At 67.4% G+C, this 17,516-nt stretch carries 14 protein-coding genes; 11 read left to right on the forward strand and 3 right to left on the reverse strand.

The window, feature by feature from the left end; translation table 11 throughout:
* Positions 1-2: 2 nt before the first annotated feature.
* The 3 genes from J4E04_RS03340 to J4E04_RS03350 are packed head-to-tail and all read right to left on the reverse strand — an operon-like array spanning position 3 to position 4,977.
* Complete coding sequence (locus J4E04_RS03340) at positions 3-1,643, reverse strand: NAD-dependent epimerase/dehydratase family protein (protein ID WP_490149878.1); 1,641 nt, start codon at positions 1,641-1,643, stop codon at positions 3-5.
* On the reverse strand, positions 1,640-3,274 hold the full coding sequence (locus tag J4E04_RS03345) for an MFS transporter (RefSeq protein WP_056441696.1): 1,635 nt from the start codon (positions 3,272-3,274) through the stop codon (positions 1,640-1,642). The genes J4E04_RS03340 and J4E04_RS03345 overlap by 4 nt, the downstream gene beginning before the upstream one ends.
* Positions 3,271-4,977 (reverse strand): MFS transporter, encoded by a 1,707-nt coding sequence (locus J4E04_RS03350; protein WP_307108257.1) that lies wholly within the window; start codon positions 4,975-4,977, stop codon positions 3,271-3,273. The genes J4E04_RS03345 and J4E04_RS03350 overlap by 4 nt, the downstream gene beginning before the upstream one ends.
* Before the next feature lie 455 nt (positions 4,978-5,432).
* On the opposite strand from J4E04_RS03350, the gene J4E04_RS03355 reads away from it, so the two are divergent.
* The 11 genes from J4E04_RS03355 to J4E04_RS03405 all read left to right on the forward strand — a co-directional run bounded on the left by J4E04_RS03355 (position 5,433) and on the right by J4E04_RS03405 (position 17,169).
* Complete coding sequence (locus tag J4E04_RS03355; protein WP_490149879.1) at positions 5,433-6,656, forward strand: ABC transporter ATP-binding protein; 1,224 nt, start codon at positions 5,433-5,435, stop codon at positions 6,654-6,656.
* Between the two features lie 9 nt (positions 6,657-6,665).
* Positions 6,666-7,460 carry an MlaE family ABC transporter permease gene (locus tag J4E04_RS03360; protein WP_027504566.1) on the forward strand — a complete coding sequence of 265 codons (795 nt, stop codon included), beginning with the start codon at positions 6,666-6,668 and terminating at the stop codon, positions 7,458-7,460.
* A 3-nt stretch (positions 7,461-7,463) separates the two neighbouring features.
* Positions 7,464-8,324 carry an MlaE family ABC transporter permease gene (locus J4E04_RS03365; RefSeq protein WP_027504567.1) on the forward strand — a complete coding sequence of 287 codons (861 nt, stop codon included), beginning with the start codon at positions 7,464-7,466 and terminating at the stop codon, positions 8,322-8,324.
* A complete protein-coding gene (locus J4E04_RS03370; protein ID WP_027504568.1) occupies positions 8,321-9,652 on the forward strand; it encodes an MCE family protein in 1,332 nt (443 codons plus the stop codon). The genes J4E04_RS03365 and J4E04_RS03370 overlap by 4 nt, the downstream gene beginning before the upstream one ends.
* The gene (locus J4E04_RS03375) at positions 9,649-10,713 is read left to right on the forward strand and encodes an MCE family protein (protein WP_222639268.1); all 1,065 of its coding nucleotides are present in this window, start codon (positions 9,649-9,651) and stop codon (positions 10,711-10,713) included. The genes J4E04_RS03370 and J4E04_RS03375 overlap by 4 nt, the downstream gene beginning before the upstream one ends.
* A complete protein-coding gene (locus J4E04_RS03380; RefSeq protein WP_490149880.1) occupies positions 10,710-11,729 on the forward strand; it encodes an MCE family protein in 1,020 nt (339 codons plus the stop codon). Before J4E04_RS03375 ends, J4E04_RS03380 begins: the two co-directional genes overlap by 4 nt.
* Positions 11,730-11,785: 56 nt before the next feature.
* Entirely contained in the window at positions 11,786-13,015 is a 1,230-nt protein-coding gene (locus J4E04_RS03385) for an MCE family protein (protein ID WP_261781554.1), read from the forward strand.
* Between the two features lie 2 nt (positions 13,016-13,017).
* A complete protein-coding gene (locus J4E04_RS03390) occupies positions 13,018-14,280 on the forward strand; it encodes an MCE family protein (protein WP_027504572.1) in 1,263 nt (420 codons plus the stop codon).
* On the forward strand, positions 14,277-15,527 hold the full coding sequence (locus tag J4E04_RS03395; RefSeq protein ID WP_027504573.1) for an MCE family protein: 1,251 nt from the start codon (positions 14,277-14,279) through the stop codon (positions 15,525-15,527). The genes J4E04_RS03390 and J4E04_RS03395 overlap by 4 nt, the downstream gene beginning before the upstream one ends.
* Before the next feature lie 70 nt (positions 15,528-15,597).
* The gene (locus J4E04_RS03400) at positions 15,598-16,347 is read left to right on the forward strand and encodes an Rv1363c family protein (RefSeq protein WP_490149881.1); all 750 of its coding nucleotides are present in this window, start codon (positions 15,598-15,600) and stop codon (positions 16,345-16,347) included.
* 60 nt (positions 16,348-16,407) lie between these two features.
* Complete coding sequence (locus J4E04_RS03405) at positions 16,408-17,169, forward strand: hypothetical protein (protein WP_490149882.1); 762 nt, start codon at positions 16,408-16,410, stop codon at positions 17,167-17,169.
* Positions 17,170-17,516: the final 347 nt, after the last annotated feature.

Raw genomic sequence — 17,516 nt, forward strand, 5'->3', positions numbered from 1 at the left:
TCTCATCTGCGGCGCGGGAGTGCGCGCAGGATCGCCTCCAGCACCTGGCGCTGACCACGGCCGGACGTGACGGTCGTTCCGCGCGGCACCGACACGGTCCGGTAGGAACCCGAGACCGGCTGTGGTGCCTGGTGTTCGACTGCTCGTAGACGTCGGGGCAGGCGCGGTCCGTTCCGTGCGGCGAGCAGACCGTCCGTGCCCGGTACCGCCGTCAGCGTGTCGTCTCCCCGGCGGAGGGCCGCGGCCGTCCGTCGGGTCCTGGTGCGCGGAACCCGCACGAGGAGAACGTCGGTCCCCGCGAACTCACCGGCCGCAGCGTCGATCGCCTCGGCTCGTGCCCGGCGTCCGGCGCGCCCGCGGATGCCGGTACCGAGACCGTGGCCGGGGGCGTCGAGCAGCACCACCCGCGGGCCGTGATCGGCCAGTGTCCGTGCCAGACCGGTGGCGTATCGCGCATGGGAGCCGCGGGGCAGCGCGAGAACGACCGTCGGGGCCGAGGTGTCGGTCCCCTCGTGGATCTCGGCGTGCACCGAGCCCGTCGACGTGCGGATCTGGCGGTGCTCGCACGAGGTGACCGCGCGATCGAGCTCGGCGCTGAAGGGCTTCATGTCCGGGTCCACGTCGCCCCACGTCCGCACGCGGCGAGTGGCGCCGTCCAGGGCCGCCTCGCACACGTGATGACGGACCGGCGCGTGGCGGGTCGACAGGATGGGGCGCCCGTTGAGCAACACCATGACGGCCGCGGCCTCGGCGGACGACATCGTCGGGGTCCACCCGGTGGCGCGTTCGAAGGCCGTCGAGTCGACGGCCGCCTCGCCCGAGGAGATCCAGTGGCTGGAGAACGGCAGGATGCGGAGCGCGTACGCGAGATCGACCACGGTGCGTAGGACTCGAAGCGGGATCGGCAGCACCAACTGGCCCTGCATCGCACCGAGTTCGCGCACCCCGAGCCAGTCGCGCGGACCCAGGTTGAAGGGGCCGTTCACGGGTGTCCGGACGGCCCGGTGGAAGGCGTCGGCCAGGTCGTCCTCGTGCAGGAACTGGTAGCGGGACTGCGCCGGATCGGGGAAGGCCACCACGGACTGCGTGAGGGTGTCGATGCCGTCGTTCGAGAAGTGGGTGCCCACGATGTAGGTGGGGCGCAGCATCGAGATGGTCATGCCGCCCTCGTGCCGGCGCAGCCACCACTCGACGAAGTGTTCCACCTCTGCCTTGTCGAAGAAGTAGTAGCGCAACGGATCCGACGTCGGGAACTCCTCCTCGGTGACGGGCACCGGAAGGTCCTCGCGTCCGTACGCGCTGACACTCGAGGCGATGACCATCGACCGCACACCGGCCCGGTGCGCGCACTCGACGGCGTTGCGCGAGCCCTCCAGATTGGTCTCGTGGATCGCGGCCTTGTCGCGCTGCTCCTCCACGACGAAAGCCAGGTGGATCACCACGTCACAGCCGGCGAAGGCCGTCTCGAGTTCGGGGGAGCGGATGTCCATCGCGATCGAGCGGAGTTTCGGGTGCCGCACGCGCGGTGCCCGGCGACCCAGCCCGATGACCCGGTCGATCTCCGGATCATCCAGCAGCACAGGGAGAATGACGGCACCGAAATCGCTCGTCGCACCGGTGACGGCGACGGTCAGGCCGCTCACCGTTCGTCCGAGCTGAATTGTCGGGTTGTGTCCTGTGGGTCCGTCATGACGACTCCTGTGGTGCGGTGGTGGCGGGGAAGCAGGACCGCGACGACGACGGCGCAGGCGAAGACGGCCGCGGCGGCGAGGTAGGACGCCACCTCGGACCCGGCCATCGCGGCTTCCTTCATGGACAGGACGAGGTTGTCGCGCACCGCGGAGAACATCTCGGGGAGCGGGTACTGCTGGATCTGCTGCACGCTGAGGAAGCTGCCGTTCACGTACTCCCGGTCGCGGTCCGAGAGGATCTCCGACGGAATGGTCGCGACGAGTGGGCCGACGGTGGTGTTGTAGTACGACGCGGTCACGGATCCGAGCACCGCGACACCGAGAGTGCCGCCGAGTTCCCGCGTCGTGTCGTTCACGGCCGAGCCGGCGCCGGCCTCGTCGATGGGCACGGAGGACATGATGGACTCGGTCGCGGGACCCTGGATCACGGCGATGCCGACTGCGAGCACGATCATCGTGGGCAGCAACAGCCCGACGTACGAGCTGTCGATGCCGACCTGACCCGCCATGATCATGCCGATGCCCACCAACAGCAGGCCCGCGACGATCACCGGCATGGTGCCGATCCGCTGTGCCAGCGAGGTCGCGGTCGGTGCGCTCACCGCGAGGGCCACCGCGAACGGCAGTGTGGCGACACCGAACTCGAGCGGCGAGTAGCCGCGGACGCCCTGGAAGTACTGGGTGATGAGGAAGACGTACCCGAAGAGCGAGAAGTAGGCGACCGAGATCGCGAGCGCCGGCATCGCGAAGGGTCGCAACCGGAACAGGCGCACGTCGAGGATCGGGCTGGACACGCGCGACTGGCGTACGACGAAGGCGGACAACAGAACCAGGGACACCGCGATCCCGCCGAGCGTGGGCACGGTCACCCAACCGTGACCCGGCGCTTCGATGAGTGCGTACACCAGGAGCGAGACCCCCGAGAAGGACAGGGCGACACCGGGCAGATCGAGCGGACCGGTGGCCGCAGCACGTGATTCGGGCACCACGGCGACGATGCCGATCACCGCGACGACGGCGACCGGCACGTTCAGCCAGAACACGGAGTGCCAGGTGAAGTGTTCGATGAGCCACCCACCCGAGACCGGCCCGATCGCGATGGCGACACCGGCGATCGAGGCCCACACCCCGATGGCCACGGCGCGGTCCGCGGGAGTACGGAACAGGTCGATGATCACCGCCAGGGTCGCGGGCAGCGCGGCGGCGGCGAAGACCCCCATCAGTGCGCGCGAGGCGATCAGTTGCGGCAGGTCGTCGGCCACCGCGCCCACCACCGACATCGCGGCGAGACCCACGACGCCGATCAGCAGCATGCGGCGCCGCCCGATGCGGTCGGTGATGTTGCCGAACGCCAGCAGCAGACCGCAGAACGTGAGGATGTACGCGTCGACGATCCACTGCAGCCCCGTGAAGCCGGCGCGGAGGTCGGTGGAGATGTCGGGCAGAGCGACGTTGACGACGGTGTTGTCGAGCACGACCAGCAGCTCGACGAGACAGATGACGAGGAAGGCGATCATCCGCCGCGGTGACGAGAGGAGGTGGGACGACGACCGCGGCGGCGGCGCGGCGTGTCGGCCGGTCATGACGGCGAGTCCGGGCCGCCGCCCGGTGCGGAGCCGACGTCCTTCGTTGCGGCGAGACGGTCCACCGCGCGCTCGTCCGAGGTCTGCGGTGCCAGCATGCCCGTGGTGCGGTACGAGGCGGGGAAGAAGAAGAAGACCAGTGCGGCACAGACGAACACGGCTCCGGCCGCCACGTACGCGGCGATGGACGATCCGCGCAGAGCGGCTTCCTTCATCTCCAGGATCAACTGTGCGCGTTGCGGTTCGAACATCGCGGGCAGGTCTCGCTTCTGGATCTCGATGACACTGAGCACGCTGGACTGCGCGTAGCCCTTCTCGGTCTCGCTCATGATGGCGGTGGGGATCCGTTCGACGAGCGGCCGCACCGTCGACACGTAGTAGGAGGCGACGATCGACCCGAGCACCGCGACACCGAGAGTGCCGCCGATCTCGCGGGTGGTGTCGTTCACTGCGGCACCGGCTCCGGCCTCGTCGAGGGGGAGCGAGGACATGATGGATTCCGTCGCGGGGCCCTGGATGATCGCGATGCCCACCGCGAGCAACAGCATCGCGGGCAGGACGAGCGTCAGGTAGGAGCTGTCGATCTCGACGCGGCCCGCGACGAGCAGTCCCGCGCCGATGAGGACGAGCCCGGTCACGAGAACCGGCATCGTGCCGATCTTCTGCGCGACGATCGTCGACACCGGGGAGCTGACGGCCAGCGCGGCGGCGAAGGGCAGTGTCGCGATGCCGAATGCGAGAGGTGAGTACTCGCGCACTCCCTGGAAGTACTGGGTGATGAGGAACAGGAAGCCGAAGAGACTGAAGAATCCCACCGCGATCGACACGGCCGGCCACGCGAACGGACGGATGCGGAAGAGCGACACGTCGAGCACGGGGGACGAGATGCGTCGCTCCCGCTGGACGAACAGCACGAGGAACACCGCGGCGAGCACGAGACCGCCGATCGTCCGCCACGACGTCCAGCCGAAGTTCGGTGCCTCGATGACCACGAACACCAGCAGGGTGACGCCGGCGATCGACAGGATCACGCCGGGCACGTCGAGCGGGCCCACCGCCGAGGCCTTCGACTCGGGGACGATCAGCACCACGAGCACGACGGCGACGAGGGCGACGGGGACGTTCATCCAGAACACCGAGTGCCAGGAGAAGTGTTCGAGCAGCCAGCCGCCCGACACCGGTCCGATCGCGACGGCCACGCCGGCGATGGACGACCACACGCCGATGGCGAGAGCACGCTCCTGCGGTTTCGGGAACAGGTTGGTGATGACGGCCAGGGTGGCGGGCAGGACCATCGCGGCGAAGACGCCCATGACCGAGCGTGAGGTCAGGACGTGGGCGAGGGAGTCGCCGAGCGCACCGATCACCGACGCGGTGCCCAGGCCCGTGAGGCCGACGACGAGGAACAGCTTGCGCCCGTACCGGTCACCGAGGTTGCCGAACGCCAGGAGCAGGCCGGAGAAGGTGAGGGTGTACGCGTCGACGACCCACTGCAGGCCCGAGATGCCCGTCGCCAACTCGATGCCGATGGACGGCAGCGCCACGTTGATGATGGTCATGTCGAGCACGATGAGGAGTTCGGCTATGCAGATGACGCCGAAGGCCGCGAGTTGGCGACGCCGACCGATCTCGGTGCGGACCCCGAACGTCGAGTGCCCCCTCGACCCGGGCGTGCCCGTGTCGTCCCTCGAGCTGCTGCCCATGGCGTGATCCCCCGTATTCCCCCCGGACCCCGCCCGCGGATGCAGCGCGGCGAGTGTCGTGCGCGAGCGCAACGCTAGGTGTCACGACGGCACTGTCGACGCTAACGGCGGGAGCGCGGGAGAAGTCGGTGTGACGTCACAGAGTTGCGTCAGCGAGCCGGTGACGCCGTACGACGCTGCAGGTGGGAGCGCCCGTCCCGCGCCACGCGGCGTGAGCCCGGGCCACCCGCGCGTGCACCGCCGCCACCAATTTCGGCCTTGTCGGCTCCGTTCCCTCGTGAATCGGGCGTTCATGGGCCACACTTCTATCCGGAGACTGCGGCCAGGTCGGGGGACGTGTTACTGGGCGGTAAGGTCCGTGGTCGTTGCGACCACTCGGCTAAGTTAGAGTGACGCGACGCACACAGGTGTCGACGCGTTCGCGTCGTGTGCGACGAGCAGTGGGAGGGATCCACATGGGTGTCGAGGTTTCGGTCGAGGGATTGACCAAGTCGTTCGGTGTGCAGAAGATCTGGCAGGACGTCACGTTGACGCTCCCGAAGGGTGAGGTCAGTGCTCTCCTGGGGCCGTCCGGTACCGGTAAGTCCGTCTTCCTCAAGTCGCTCATCGGCCTTCTCCGACCGGAGGAGGGTTCGATCGTCGTCGACGGCACGGACATCATGGAGTGCTCGTCCAAGGAGCTCTACGAAATCCGCAAGTTGTTCGGCGTGCTCTTCCAGGACGGCGCCCTCTTCGGCTCCATGAACCTGTACGACAACACCGCCTTCCCGCTTCGTGAGCACACGAAGAAGAAGGAGGACGAGATCCGCAGCATCGTCATGGAGAAGCTCGAGCTGGTCGGTCTGACCGGTGCCGAGAACAAGCTCCCCGGCGAGATCTCGGGCGGTATGCGCAAGCGTGCCGGTCTGGCGCGTGCGCTCGTCCTCGACCCCGAGATCATCCTGGTGGACGAGCCCGACTCGGGCCTCGACCCGGTGCGCACCACCTACATCAGCCAGCTGCTGCTCAACATCAACGCCCAGATCGACGCGACGATGCTGATCGTCACGCACAACATCAATCTCGCGCGCACGGTGCCGGACAACATCGGCATGCTGTTCCGCAAGAACCTCGTCATGTTCGGTCCGCGCGAGGTGCTGCTCACCTCCGACGAGCCCGCCGTGAAGCAGTTCCTGAACGGCACGATGATCGGGCCGATCGGCATGAGCGAGGAGAAGGACGAGGCGCAGATGCGCCAGGAGCAGGCCCTCTCCGATGCCGGCCACAACCTCGGCGGTGTCGAGGACGTGGAGGGCATCATGCCGCAGATGGATCCCACGCCCGGCATGCCGCGTCGTCAGGCCGTGGATCGTCGTCGCGACCGGGTGCGCAGCATCATGCACACACTGCCCGAGCACGCACAGCACGCCATCCAGCAGAGCCTCGACGAGGCGGACGGCCAGGACGGCCGTCAGGCGGAGCCGGCGTACGCGGGTGCTCAGCAGGGCTACCAGGAGTCGTACGGTCAGCAGTCGGGCCACGACCAGCAGCCGGCCTACGGCAACCAGAGCTACGACCAGGGCCAGAGCTACGACCAGGGTCAGACGTACGACCAGAATCAGGGCTACAGCAACCAGGGGTGGAGTGAGCCCGGCCAGGACCGGAACGACGGTCTCCCTTCCAGTGGCTCGCGGGGCTGACCGAAAACAATGGCTAAAACGAAGAACCCGATTCTCAAGTCGGGCACTGCAGCGCTGGCCCAGGCAGGAAACATCGTCGAACTTCTCGTCGATGTCGCGCGCAACACCTTCCGGCGCCCCTTCCAATTCCGCGAATTCATCGAACAGGCCTGGTTCATCGCCAGCGTCACCATTCTTCCGACCGCGCTGGTCGCCATTCCGTTCGGCGCGGTGGTCTCCCTGCAGACCGGGTCGCTGATCAAGCAGCTCGGCGCCGAGTCCTTCACCGGTGCCGCCAGCGTGCTGGCGGTGGTCCAGCAGGGCAGTCCCATCGTGGTGGCGTTGCTCATCGCGGGTGCGGCGGGATCGGCCGTGACGGCCGACCTCGGTTCACGCACCATCCGCGAGGAGATCGACGCCATGCGGGTGCTCGGCATCGATCCGGTGCAGCGCCTGGTCGTTCCCCGCGTGCTCGCGATGATTCTCGTCGCGCTGCTGCTGAACGGCCTGGTGTCGGTCATCGGCATCGCCGGTGGTTACTTCTTCAACGTGATCCTGCAGGACGGAACGCCCGGCGCGTACCTGGCGTCGTTCTCGACGTTGGCGCAGCTGCCCGACCTGTGGGTCGGTGAGCTCAAGGCCGTCGTGTTCGGTCTCATCGCCGGCGTCATCGCGTCCTACAAGGGGCTGCATCCCAATCCCGGTCCGAAGGGCGTGGGTGAAGCGGTGAACCAGACCGTCGTCATCACGTTCCTGATCCTGTTCTTCGCCAACCTGATCATGACGTTGGTCTACCTGCAGGTCGTCCCTGCGAAGGGAGGGTGAGCGATGACCATCGCTCGTGGTCGTGGAGACCGCACCCTGCTCCGGCTCCGTAGCGCGGCCTCGGCTCCGCTCGGTGTGCTGGACCGTGCCGGTGAACAGATGTCGTTCTACGGACGCGCGATCGGGTGGATCCCGAAGACGGCCGTGCACTACAAGAAGGAGACCCTCCGCCTGCTCGCGGAGGTGACGTTCGGTTCCGGCGCTCTCGCCGTCATCGGCGGCACCATCGGCGTCATCCTGATGATGTCCGGGTTCACCGGTGTCGTCGTCGGTCTGCAGGGCTTCGCGGCGCTCGAACAGCTCGGCAGCCAGGTGCTGACGGGCTTCCTGTCGGCGTACGTGAACACCCGTGAGATCGCGCCCATCGTGGCGTCCCTCGCGCTGTCCGCGACCGTCGGCTGCGGCTTCACCGCCCAGCTCGGCGCCATGCGCATCTCCGAGGAGATCGACGCACTCGAGGTCATGGCCGTTCCGTCCGTGCCGTTCCTGGTGTCGACGCGCATGATCGCCGGATTCATCGCCGTCATTCCGCTGTACATCGTCGGCCTGCTGTCCGCCTATCTCGCGTCCCGCTTGGTGAGCACCGTCTTCAACGGTCAGTCACCGGGCTCGTACGACCATTACTTCACGCTCTTCCTGCCCCCGGAGGACGTGCTCTACTCCTTTGCCAAGGTGCTGGTCTTCGCCTTCGTGCTCATCATGATCCACTGCTACTACGGCTACACCGCGTCGGGCGGACCCGCCGGCGTCGGGGTGGCCGTCGGTCGTGCCGTGCGTGCCGCACTGGTCACGGTCGCGGTGCTGAACTTCTTCCTGAGCCTCGCCATCTGGGGCACCACGACGACGGTGAGGGTCGCCGGATGAACCACGCTCCGTCGGCGACACGTCGTCGCCTCCTCGGAATCGGATTCCTGCTCGTCGTCGTTCTCTTCGTCGCCTGGAGCATCACGACCTTCAACAAGACGTTCAAGGACGTCGTCATGGTCGACCTGATCACCGACACCGTCGGCAACGCGCTGCCCGCCAACGCGGACGTGAAGGCGCGCGGGATGATCGTCGGCGAGGTGCGGTCCGCCACCACCGAGAACGGTGAGGTCACGTCCGAGCTGGCACTCGATCCCGGTCTCGTGGGCACCATCCCCTCCAACGTCACCGCCCGGTTGCTGCCGAAGACGCTCTTCGGCGAGCGCTACGTCGCGCTCCAGATCCCCGAGAACTCCGCCGGCGCCAGCCCTCTCGCCGAGGGCGCGGTGATCCGTCAGGACACCAGCGGCAACGCGGTCGAGGTCGGGCAGCTGCTCGACTCGCTGCTCCCGCTCCTCGACGCCATCCCGCCTCAGGATCTCGCCAACACGCTCGGTGCGCTGTCGCAGGCTCTCGAGGGCAACGGCGAGCGGCTCGGTCTGACTCTCGACCGGCTCGAGGAGATCTTCTCGGGTCTGAACGACGAGCTGCCGAACATCCAGCAGGATCTCGTCGGCATCGCGGACCTGTCGGAGACGTACTCGACCGCCGCTCCGGATCTGATCGACGCGCTCGACAACCTACGCGTCACCGGGAACACGGTGGTGGAGAAGCAGAACGACGTCACCACGCTCCTGGCGAGCGCCACCGCGTCGTCGGGCTCGCTGGCCGACCTGGTGCAGACCAACGCCGAGTCCATCGTGTCCATCGCGGCGGACTCCCGCGAGGCGCTCGAACTGCTCGCCGAGTTCTCCCCGTCGTTCGGCTGCACGTTCACCGAGTTCGTCCGTGTCGCCGACGAGGCGAAGAAGATCCTCTCGGTCGACGACGCGTATCCCGGCGTCCGCGCATCGATCAACTTCGTCAACCCCAAGGGGCGCTACATCCCCAACCAGGACGAGCCGCGACTGTTCGACACCCGTGGCCCGTCGTGCTTCGAGAACGTGACCACACCCGGCAAGTTCTTCCCGCAGTACCCGGGCAGCGGCGTCAACGACGGCTCCTACCAGGTGCCGTCGCGCAACCCGGGCCCCGCGGTCGACCCCGGCGCGCTGCCCAACCCGCTGCAGTCGCCCGTCCCGGCGGCCTACGCCGGATCGGACATCGAACGGGACACGCTGGCCGTGGTCTACGGCGGAGGCTCCGGCATCTCCCCGGACCAGGTTCCCGCGTGGACCACCCTGGTGGGCGCTCCGGCGCTCCGCGGCACGGAAGTGAGTGTGCGATGAGAGGCCTAGCGGCACCGCTGATCAAGCTGATCATCTTCGCGGTGGTGACCATTCTGGCGACGGCCGCCCTGGCGTTGACCATCGCCAACGGGGCCGGGTCCGGCAAGACCAAGTTCTCGGCCATCTTCACCGACGTCTCCTCGCTCAACGAGGGCGACGAGGTGCGCATCGCCGGCGTGCGCGTCGGCCAGGTGGAGAAGATCGAGATCCACGAGCGTGACCTGGCTCAGGTGGACTTCGCGCTGACCGAGCGTGAATGGCTGCCGGCCTCCACCACCGCGACCATCCGCTACCGGAATTTGATCGGGCAGCGCTACATCGCGCTCGAGCAGGGCACGGGCGACCAGGGCGAGAAGATCACCAGCGGAGCCACCATCCCGCTCGATCGGACGTCCCCCGCGGTGAACCTGACGACACTGTTCAACGGCTTCCGTCCGCTGTTCCAGACGCTGACGGCCGACGACGTGAACAAGCTGTCCTACGAGATCATCCAGGTCTTCCAGGGTGAGTCGGGCACCATCGGCGATCTGGTGCGCGACACCGCGAGCCTGACCAACACGGTCGCGGACAAGGATCAGGTCATCGGGGCGGTCATCGACAACCTCAACGGGGTCCTCGACACGGTGAACCAGCACGACAAGGAACTCGACCAGTTGATCGTGAACACCCAGGCGCTGGTGTCGGGGCTGTCGGCGGATCGTGACACCGTCGGCTCGGCGGTCACCTCGCTGGCCGGTCTGACAGACGCGACAGCGGATCTGCTCGAGCCGACCCGTCCGTCCATCCAGTCGGCCATCTCGTCGATCGACGGACTGTCGACCAAGATCAACAACCGGCAGCAGGACTTCGACAACATCCTGTCGAACTTTCCGGTCAAGCTCGAGAAGCTGATCCGCGTCGCCAGCTACGGCTCGTGGTTCCAGTTCTACCTGTGCGGCATCGACATCGTCGCCGGGCCGGGCTACGCGCCGCAGCTCAACCTCCCGACAGGACTGCCCACCATCAATCAGCCGCTGTACACCAACTCCGCGAAGCGTTGCGCCGCGGGAGGTATCTCGTGACGAAACGCAAGCCCGCGGTGCTGGGTGCCCTCGGCATCTTCATCATCCTGATGGCGACGCTGTCCGCGTTCTTCCTCGACTCGCTGCCGATCATCGGTGCCGGATCGAAGTACACCGCGAACTTCTCCGAAGCGGCCGGTCTGCGCGCCAGCAACGAGGTGCGGATCGCCGGCGTGAAGGTCGGCAAGGTCACCGACGTCGCCCTCGACGGCGACAAGGTGAAGGTCGAGTTCACGGTCAGTGACGCGTGGGTCGGCGACAAGACGTCGGCGTCCATCCAGATCAAGACGCTGCTCGGCCAGAAGTTCCTCTCGCTCGAGCCCAAGGGCGAGGAGCGGCTGAACCCGCGCGACGCGATCCCGATCGACCGCACGACGGCCCCCTACGACGTCATCGACGCGTTCTCCGACGCCGCCCGCACCACCGGCGACATCGACACGACGCAGCTCGCGACGAGCATGGAGACGCTGTCGCAGGCGTTCTCCGAGACGCCGGAGAACATCCGCGCCTCGCTCGACGGCGTCACGCGGTTGTCCGAGACCATCTCCTCGCGTGACGACGAGCTGAGCAAGCTCTTCGCCGCGACCGACAAGACGACGCAGGTCCTCGCCGACCGCAACCAGGAGTTCACCAAGCTGATCGGTGACGCCTCGGTCCTGTTGCAGGAGTTGAACAATCGGCAGCAGTCCATCTCGCAGCTGCTCATCGGCACGCAGCGGGTGTCCTCTCAGCTGACCGGTCTGATCCGCGACAACGAGGCACAGATCGGGCCCGCGCTCCAGTCGCTGGGTCAGGTCATCGACACCCTGAAGACCAACAACCAGAACATCGCCGAGGCGATCAAGCTGTACTCGCCGTTCGTCCGGCTGTACACCAACATCGTCGGTAACGGCCGCTGGTTCGATCAGGTCATCGTCAACACCTTCCCGCCCGGTCTCCCGGACATTCCGGGATACCGTGAGCCGATTCGCACCCTCGGTGTGGATCCCGTCCGTAGTCCGGGAGCAGGCCAGTGACCGCATCCACCGACCAGGAAGCCCCGTCGAACGGCGGCTTCTTCAGCAAGCGCAACCTGGGAATCATCGCTGCCGTCGTCGCTGTCGTGGTGCTGGTCGTGTTCGCGCTGTGGTGGGCCTTCACCCGCCTCGGCACCACCACCATCACGTCGTACTTCGACAAGACGGTCGGCGTGTACGAGGGCACCGAGGTTCGCGTCCTCGGCGTCAAGGTCGGCACCGTCACCAAGGTCGAGGGCCTGGGCGATCAGGTGCAGGTCGACATGCGCGTCGATCGCGGCGTCGACATCCCCGCCGATGCCCGCGCCGTCCAGCTCGCGCCGTCCGTCGTCGCGGACCGCTACGTCCAGCTCGCGCCGGCGTACACCGGCGGCGAGAAGATGGAGTCCGGTGCCGTGATCCCACGCGAGCGCACGGCCACTCCCGTCGAGGTCGACGAGCTGTACAAGAGCATCGACGAGCTGTCGGCCGCGCTGGGACCGAACGGTGCCAACCAGAACGGCGCCGTCTCCGACCTCGTGACCACCGGCGCGCAGAACCTGGCCGGAAACGGCGAGGCGCTGAACGATTCGCTGACCCAGCTCTCCGGTGCCGTCGAGACGCTCGACTCGTACCGCGGCGATCTGTTCGGCACGATCCAGAATCTGCAGACGTTCGTCAGTGCACTGTCGGCGAACGACCAGCAGGTGCGTGCCTTCAACAATCAGCTGTCCTCGCTGACGAGCTTCCTGGCGGGGGAGCGGGAGAACCTCGGTCTCGCGCTGAACCAGCTCTCGGTCACGCTCGGTGACGTCGCGACCTTCGTGCGGGACAACCGGGACCAGCTGTCCAACGATCTCGACGACCTCGCTCCGACCACGCAGTTGCTCGCCGACAACCGCCAGAACCTGGCGGACACGTTGACGCTGCTGCCGCTGGCCGTCGCGAACGTCGCGAACTCCTACAACGCCGAGTCCGGATCGTTGGACGCGCGCCTGATCTTCCAGGAGTTCCAGGATCCGAAGACGTTCTTCTGCAATCTCATCGATCTGCAGAAGCTGCGCCCGGGCGATCCGCAGTTCGAGGCGCTCGGCCGTCAGATGCAGCCGATCGTCGACAACTGCGGCGCGATCATCGACCAGGCCGTCGCCGGTGTGAAGACGCCGACGCTGGTCCTGCCGTTCGGGTTGCTCAGCGCGGACAACATCCAGCGCAACGTCGAGCCCGGCACCGTGCCCGGTGTCGAATCGCCGCGGGTCGACGACCTGCAGCTTCCGGGCCTGAACATTCCTGCGGAAGGGGAGTGACGATGAGAGTGCGCTCGCGTGGCCTGATGGCCGCCTCCGGTGCCTGCGTCGTCGCCGTGACGCTCAGTGCCTGCGGATCCAGCGGTATCTACGGGATCCCGCTGCCCGGCGGTGCCGACGTCGGATCGGATCCGATCCGGTTGACGTTGCAGTTCGACGACGTGCTGGACCTGGTTCCGCAGTCGACCGTCAAAGTCGACGGTGTCCAGGTCGGCCGAGTCACCTCGGTCTCCGTGCCGAACGACTCGTGGATCGCCGACGTCGAGGTCGAGGTCGACTCGTCCGTGGACCTGCCGGCCAACGCCATGGCGTCCGTCCAGCAGACCAACCTGCTCGGCGAGAAGTTCGTCCAGCTCAGCGTTCCGGCCGACGACGCGGCGTCCGCGCGCCTCGCCTCGGGCGACACCATCCCCGTCGAGCGGACCCGCCACGCCACCGACATCGAGCAGGTGCTCGGCGCGCTGTCGATGTTGCTCAACGGCGGCGGCGTCGCGCAGCTCGCTCCGATCGTCAAGGAGCTGAACACCGCGCTCGGCGGCCGCGAGGACCGGGTGCGGAACCTGCTCGAGGAGGCCAACTCGCTCATCGGCGGCCTCGAGGATCAGAAGGCCGACATCACGCGCGCGATCGACGGTCTCGACGTCCTCACCGGCACGCTCAACCAGCAGACCGAGAAGATCGACCGGATCCTCGTCGATCTGCCGGTCGCCACCGAGGTGCTCGAACAGCAGCGTCCGCAGCTGACACAGCTTCTCGGTCAGCTCGATCGCCTCGGGCAGGTCGGGACCGACGTCATCGAGCGGTCGAAGGACGATCTGATCGCCGACCTGCGCGCACTGCGCCCGACCCTGCAGGAGCTCTCGACCTACGGCGACGAGCTGATCACGGACCTCGCGTTCGTGCCCACGTTCCCGTTCCCCGACGGCGTCGAGAAGATCACCCAGGGCAACGCGGTGAATCTGTTCCTCAGTGTGGATCTGCAGATCGGCAACCAGCTCACCGCGCTGGGCGTCGGCCAGGGCAACCCGATCTACAGCGCGCCCCGCAACGGCGATCCCAAGCCGCGGGTCGATCCGTCGAACCCGTACTACAACGGCAACGGCCCGCGTAACTCCTTCCCGACCATCTCGCTGCTGCCTCTGCCGCCCATCATCCCGTCGCCGACCCCGGCGCCGGGTGTACCCGCCGCCGCACCGTCGGCGAACCCGTTGGACGGCATCCTGCAGCAGTTCGGGATCGTTCCTCAGAACGAAGGTGGACAGTGAGATCCAAGCTGGTCAGCACACAGCTGATCCTCTTCGTCGTCATCGCCGTGCTCGGCCTGGTGTACGTCGGTGCCAAGTACGTGCGCGTCGACCAGCTGTTCGGTTTCGGCCAGTACACGGTCACCGGTCAGTTCGCCGATTCCGGCGGCATCTTCAGCAACGCCGAGGTGACGTACCGCGGCATTCCCGTAGGGCGCGTCGGTGAGCTGAAGCTGACCGAGCAGGGCGTCGACGTCGAACTGAAGCTCGAGAAGAGCGCTCCCGACGTCCCGGCCGACACCATCGCCGTGGTGGCCAACCGCTCCGCCATCGGTGAGCAGTACGTCGATCTGCAGCCGCGCACCGATCAGGGCCCGTTCCTGCAGGACGGCGACGTCATCCTGCAGGACGACACGTCCATCCCGACGCCGGTGGAGAGCCTGCTCAAGAACGTCAAGACCCTCGCGGACTCCGTGCCGGTCGACGATCTGCACACCGTGGTGACCGAGCTCGGTACCGGCTTCGCCGGCACGGGTGACTCACTGCAGCAGCTCGTCACCTCGCTCGACAGCTTCTCCGAGGACGGTCTCGCCAACCTGCCGCAGACCCTCACGCTGATCCGCGACAGCCGCGTCGTGCTGGACACCCAGTCCGAGCAGTCGTCGTCCATTCAGCAGTTCAGCTCGGATCTGGATCTGGTCACCGCGCAGTTGCGGTCGAGCGATCCGGACATCCGACGACTGATCGACAACGGGCTTCCCGCCAGCGACCAGGTCGGCGCGCTCGTCGACCAGGCCGGCCCGGGTCTGACGACCAACCTGACGAACCTCGCGGGTGTGACCAGTGCACTGAGCCCGCGCACGTTCGCACTGCGTCCGCTGCTCCAGTTCCTCCCGGCTCTGGCGCAGGGAGCGAACTCGGCGAGTCCGGGTGACGGCACCATTCACTTCGGCATCGCGCTCGAGGTGAACAACCCGCCGTCGTGCACCCAGGGTTACGAGGGCACGCAGGCGATCCTCGACGCGGAGTACGCCAAGAATCCCGACTTCGATCCGACGCAGCAGGACTTCCCGTTGAACCTCGACGCGAACTGCACTGTGCCGCAGGGATCCCTGACGGGTGTGCGCGGCGCCAACAGCGTGCGCTTCGCCGATCCGCAGACGGTGCAGCCGTGGGACGACAAGCCCAAGGTCGCGCCGGACCCCCTGGATCTGAACCCGATCGCGACGCAGCTGGCCGCACTGCTCGGTGTGACGGTCCGCCCCTGACCATCGAGTCGGGTGAGGAGAGGTGCGCGGTGATGGCAGCGAGAAGTTACCCTCAAGTAGGGTGTCTGCTGTGACGCCAACCACCTCTCCTTCCGACCCGGACCTCGACGGCACCGACACCGGTGACGGCACGTCCGAGTCCACGCCCGCACCGGCGCCGCGCACGTCTCCGGTCGCCACGGCGGTGACTGCCGCGGCCGCCGCGATCACGTTGATCGCGGCCGTCGTGCTGAGTATCTTCTGGTTCCTCGCGTACCAGGAGTCCTCGGACGCCTCCCTGCGGGACGACGCCCTCGCCGGCGCCCGGCAGGCGGCGATCAATCTGAACTCCGTCGACTCGAACGATCTGGACAAGACGTTCGCCGACATCGAGTCCTCCATCACCGGTGACGAGCTCACCAACGGTCTGAACGACACCAAGGATCAGTTCCGCCAGCAGTTCGCGGAGACCGGTGTGGTCACCACCGCGGCGGTGCAGCACGCGTCGCTCGTCGGGTTCAGTTCCGACGACGGCACCGCGCAGTCGCTCGTGGTCCTCACCACCGACACCACCAAGCCGGACGGCAACGAGCGGTACCAGAGCACCCTGCGTCTCGAACTGCAGGACGTGGACGGCACGTGGAAGGCCACGCGTATCCAGCCCATCGGGCAGCGCATCCCCCTCGAGGTCCCGGGCGCACCCGCTGCGACGGGCGATCCCGCTGCACCGACCGATCCCGCAGCACCGACCGATCCCGCAGCCCCGGTCGACCCCGCAGCTCCGGCGGATCCCGCCGCGCCCGTCGATCCCGCTCCCGCACCGACCGACGGCGGTCAGTGACACCTCGCTGTCACGACGCCGTCCGTCCCGCTCGCCTCGCACCAGCCAGGAGTTCTCTCTATGCCCCCCGCACGCCGTAGACCCCCCACAGGCGCTCCCCGTGTCCCCGCCGGCAGCGTTCGTCGACCCAAGGTCGCCGGACGCTCCACGGCGCCCCCCGCGGGCGGCGACGCGATCGAGAACAAGACCACGACTGCGTCCACCGACGCGGCCTCGACCGTCGACCTGTCGAAGTCGTCGGCCGACACCGCTGCGGTCGACAGCGTTGCCACGGACTCGGTCGTGGACGAGACGACCGAGGCGGACGACGGCGCCCCCGCCGGCCGCACGGCCTGGTGGACTCCCCGCACGATGCTGCTCGCCGCACTCGCCGTGGTGTTCGCCGTGATCGCGCTCCTCGCCGTGGTGCGCCCCGGTACGTCCGAGGTGGGCAACCAGGCATGGGTCGACACTCCGGCCACACTCGAGGTCACGTCGGCCGGGCGCGACGCCCTGCAGACGGTGTTCAGCTACAAGTTCGACACGATCGACCAGGATCAGGCGGCCGCCCGCGCGGTGCTGAACGACGAGCGCCGCGGGGAGTACGACTCCACCGCGGAGCAGACCAAGCAGGGCGTCATCCAGACGCAGACCACCACGACCGCCACGGTCACCGACATCGGGGTGTCACTGCTCGACGGTGACCGGGCAGAGCTGCTGGCCAGCATGGACATCGCCGCGACGCAGGACACGGTCGACCAGGGAACGGTGCAGACGCCGGTCTCGGTGACCATGGAACGTGTCGACGGAAAGTGGCTGCTCGCGACCATCGACAACCGCTGATCGCCCGCGTCGAGCGGATTCGGGGGACGAAACGCCGCTCTCGCTCTTGACGCGAGGGCTTCGGGAGTCCACTCTGATTACCGGATTCATCGAACGCGGGTGCGACCCCGCTGCCATGATCGAGAACGACGCCGGAGCAAATGGAGGCACCGGGCGCCGGGATCGACGGGCAGGGGCGTACGGCAGTTCGTGGATCACGGCCCGTGCAGTCTCCGGGCCGAGCGCGCTCCCCGCGCGGACGCGGTTGCCATATCCGCCGCATTGGGGTACTTTTGGACGTTGCGCTGGGTGCCTCCTGTCCACTTCCAGACTTTGCCTGAATCGACACGTGTGTCGATCTCTGCTGA

Source organism: Rhodococcus sp. NFXS4 (genome assembly GCF_058139645.1).

What these genes read in the sequence shown, in the direction of transcription:
- J4E04_RS03350 (WP_307108257.1), bottom strand. Translation starts at nt 4,977, where the DNA reads ATGGGCAGCAGCTCGAGGGACGACACGGGCACGCCCGGGTCGAGGGGG.
- J4E04_RS03355 (WP_490149879.1), top strand. Translation starts at nt 5,433, where the DNA reads ATGGGTGTCGAGGTTTCGGTCGAGGGATTGACCAAGTCGTTCGGTGTG.
- J4E04_RS03405 (WP_490149882.1), top strand. Translation starts at nt 16,408, where the DNA reads ATGCCCCCCGCACGCCGTAGACCCCCCACAGGCGCTCCCCGTGTCCCC.
- J4E04_RS03345 (WP_056441696.1), bottom strand. Translation starts at nt 3,274, where the DNA reads ATGACCGGCCGACACGCCGCGCCGCCGCCGCGGTCGTCGTCCCACCTC.
- J4E04_RS03365 (WP_027504567.1), top strand. Translation starts at nt 7,464, where the DNA reads ATGACCATCGCTCGTGGTCGTGGAGACCGCACCCTGCTCCGGCTCCGT.
- J4E04_RS03370 (WP_027504568.1), top strand. Translation starts at nt 8,321, where the DNA reads ATGAACCACGCTCCGTCGGCGACACGTCGTCGCCTCCTCGGAATCGGA.
- J4E04_RS03390 (WP_027504572.1), top strand. Translation starts at nt 13,018, where the DNA reads ATGAGAGTGCGCTCGCGTGGCCTGATGGCCGCCTCCGGTGCCTGCGTC.
- J4E04_RS03360 (WP_027504566.1), top strand. Translation starts at nt 6,666, where the DNA reads ATGGCTAAAACGAAGAACCCGATTCTCAAGTCGGGCACTGCAGCGCTG.
- J4E04_RS03375 (WP_222639268.1), top strand. Translation starts at nt 9,649, where the DNA reads ATGAGAGGCCTAGCGGCACCGCTGATCAAGCTGATCATCTTCGCGGTG.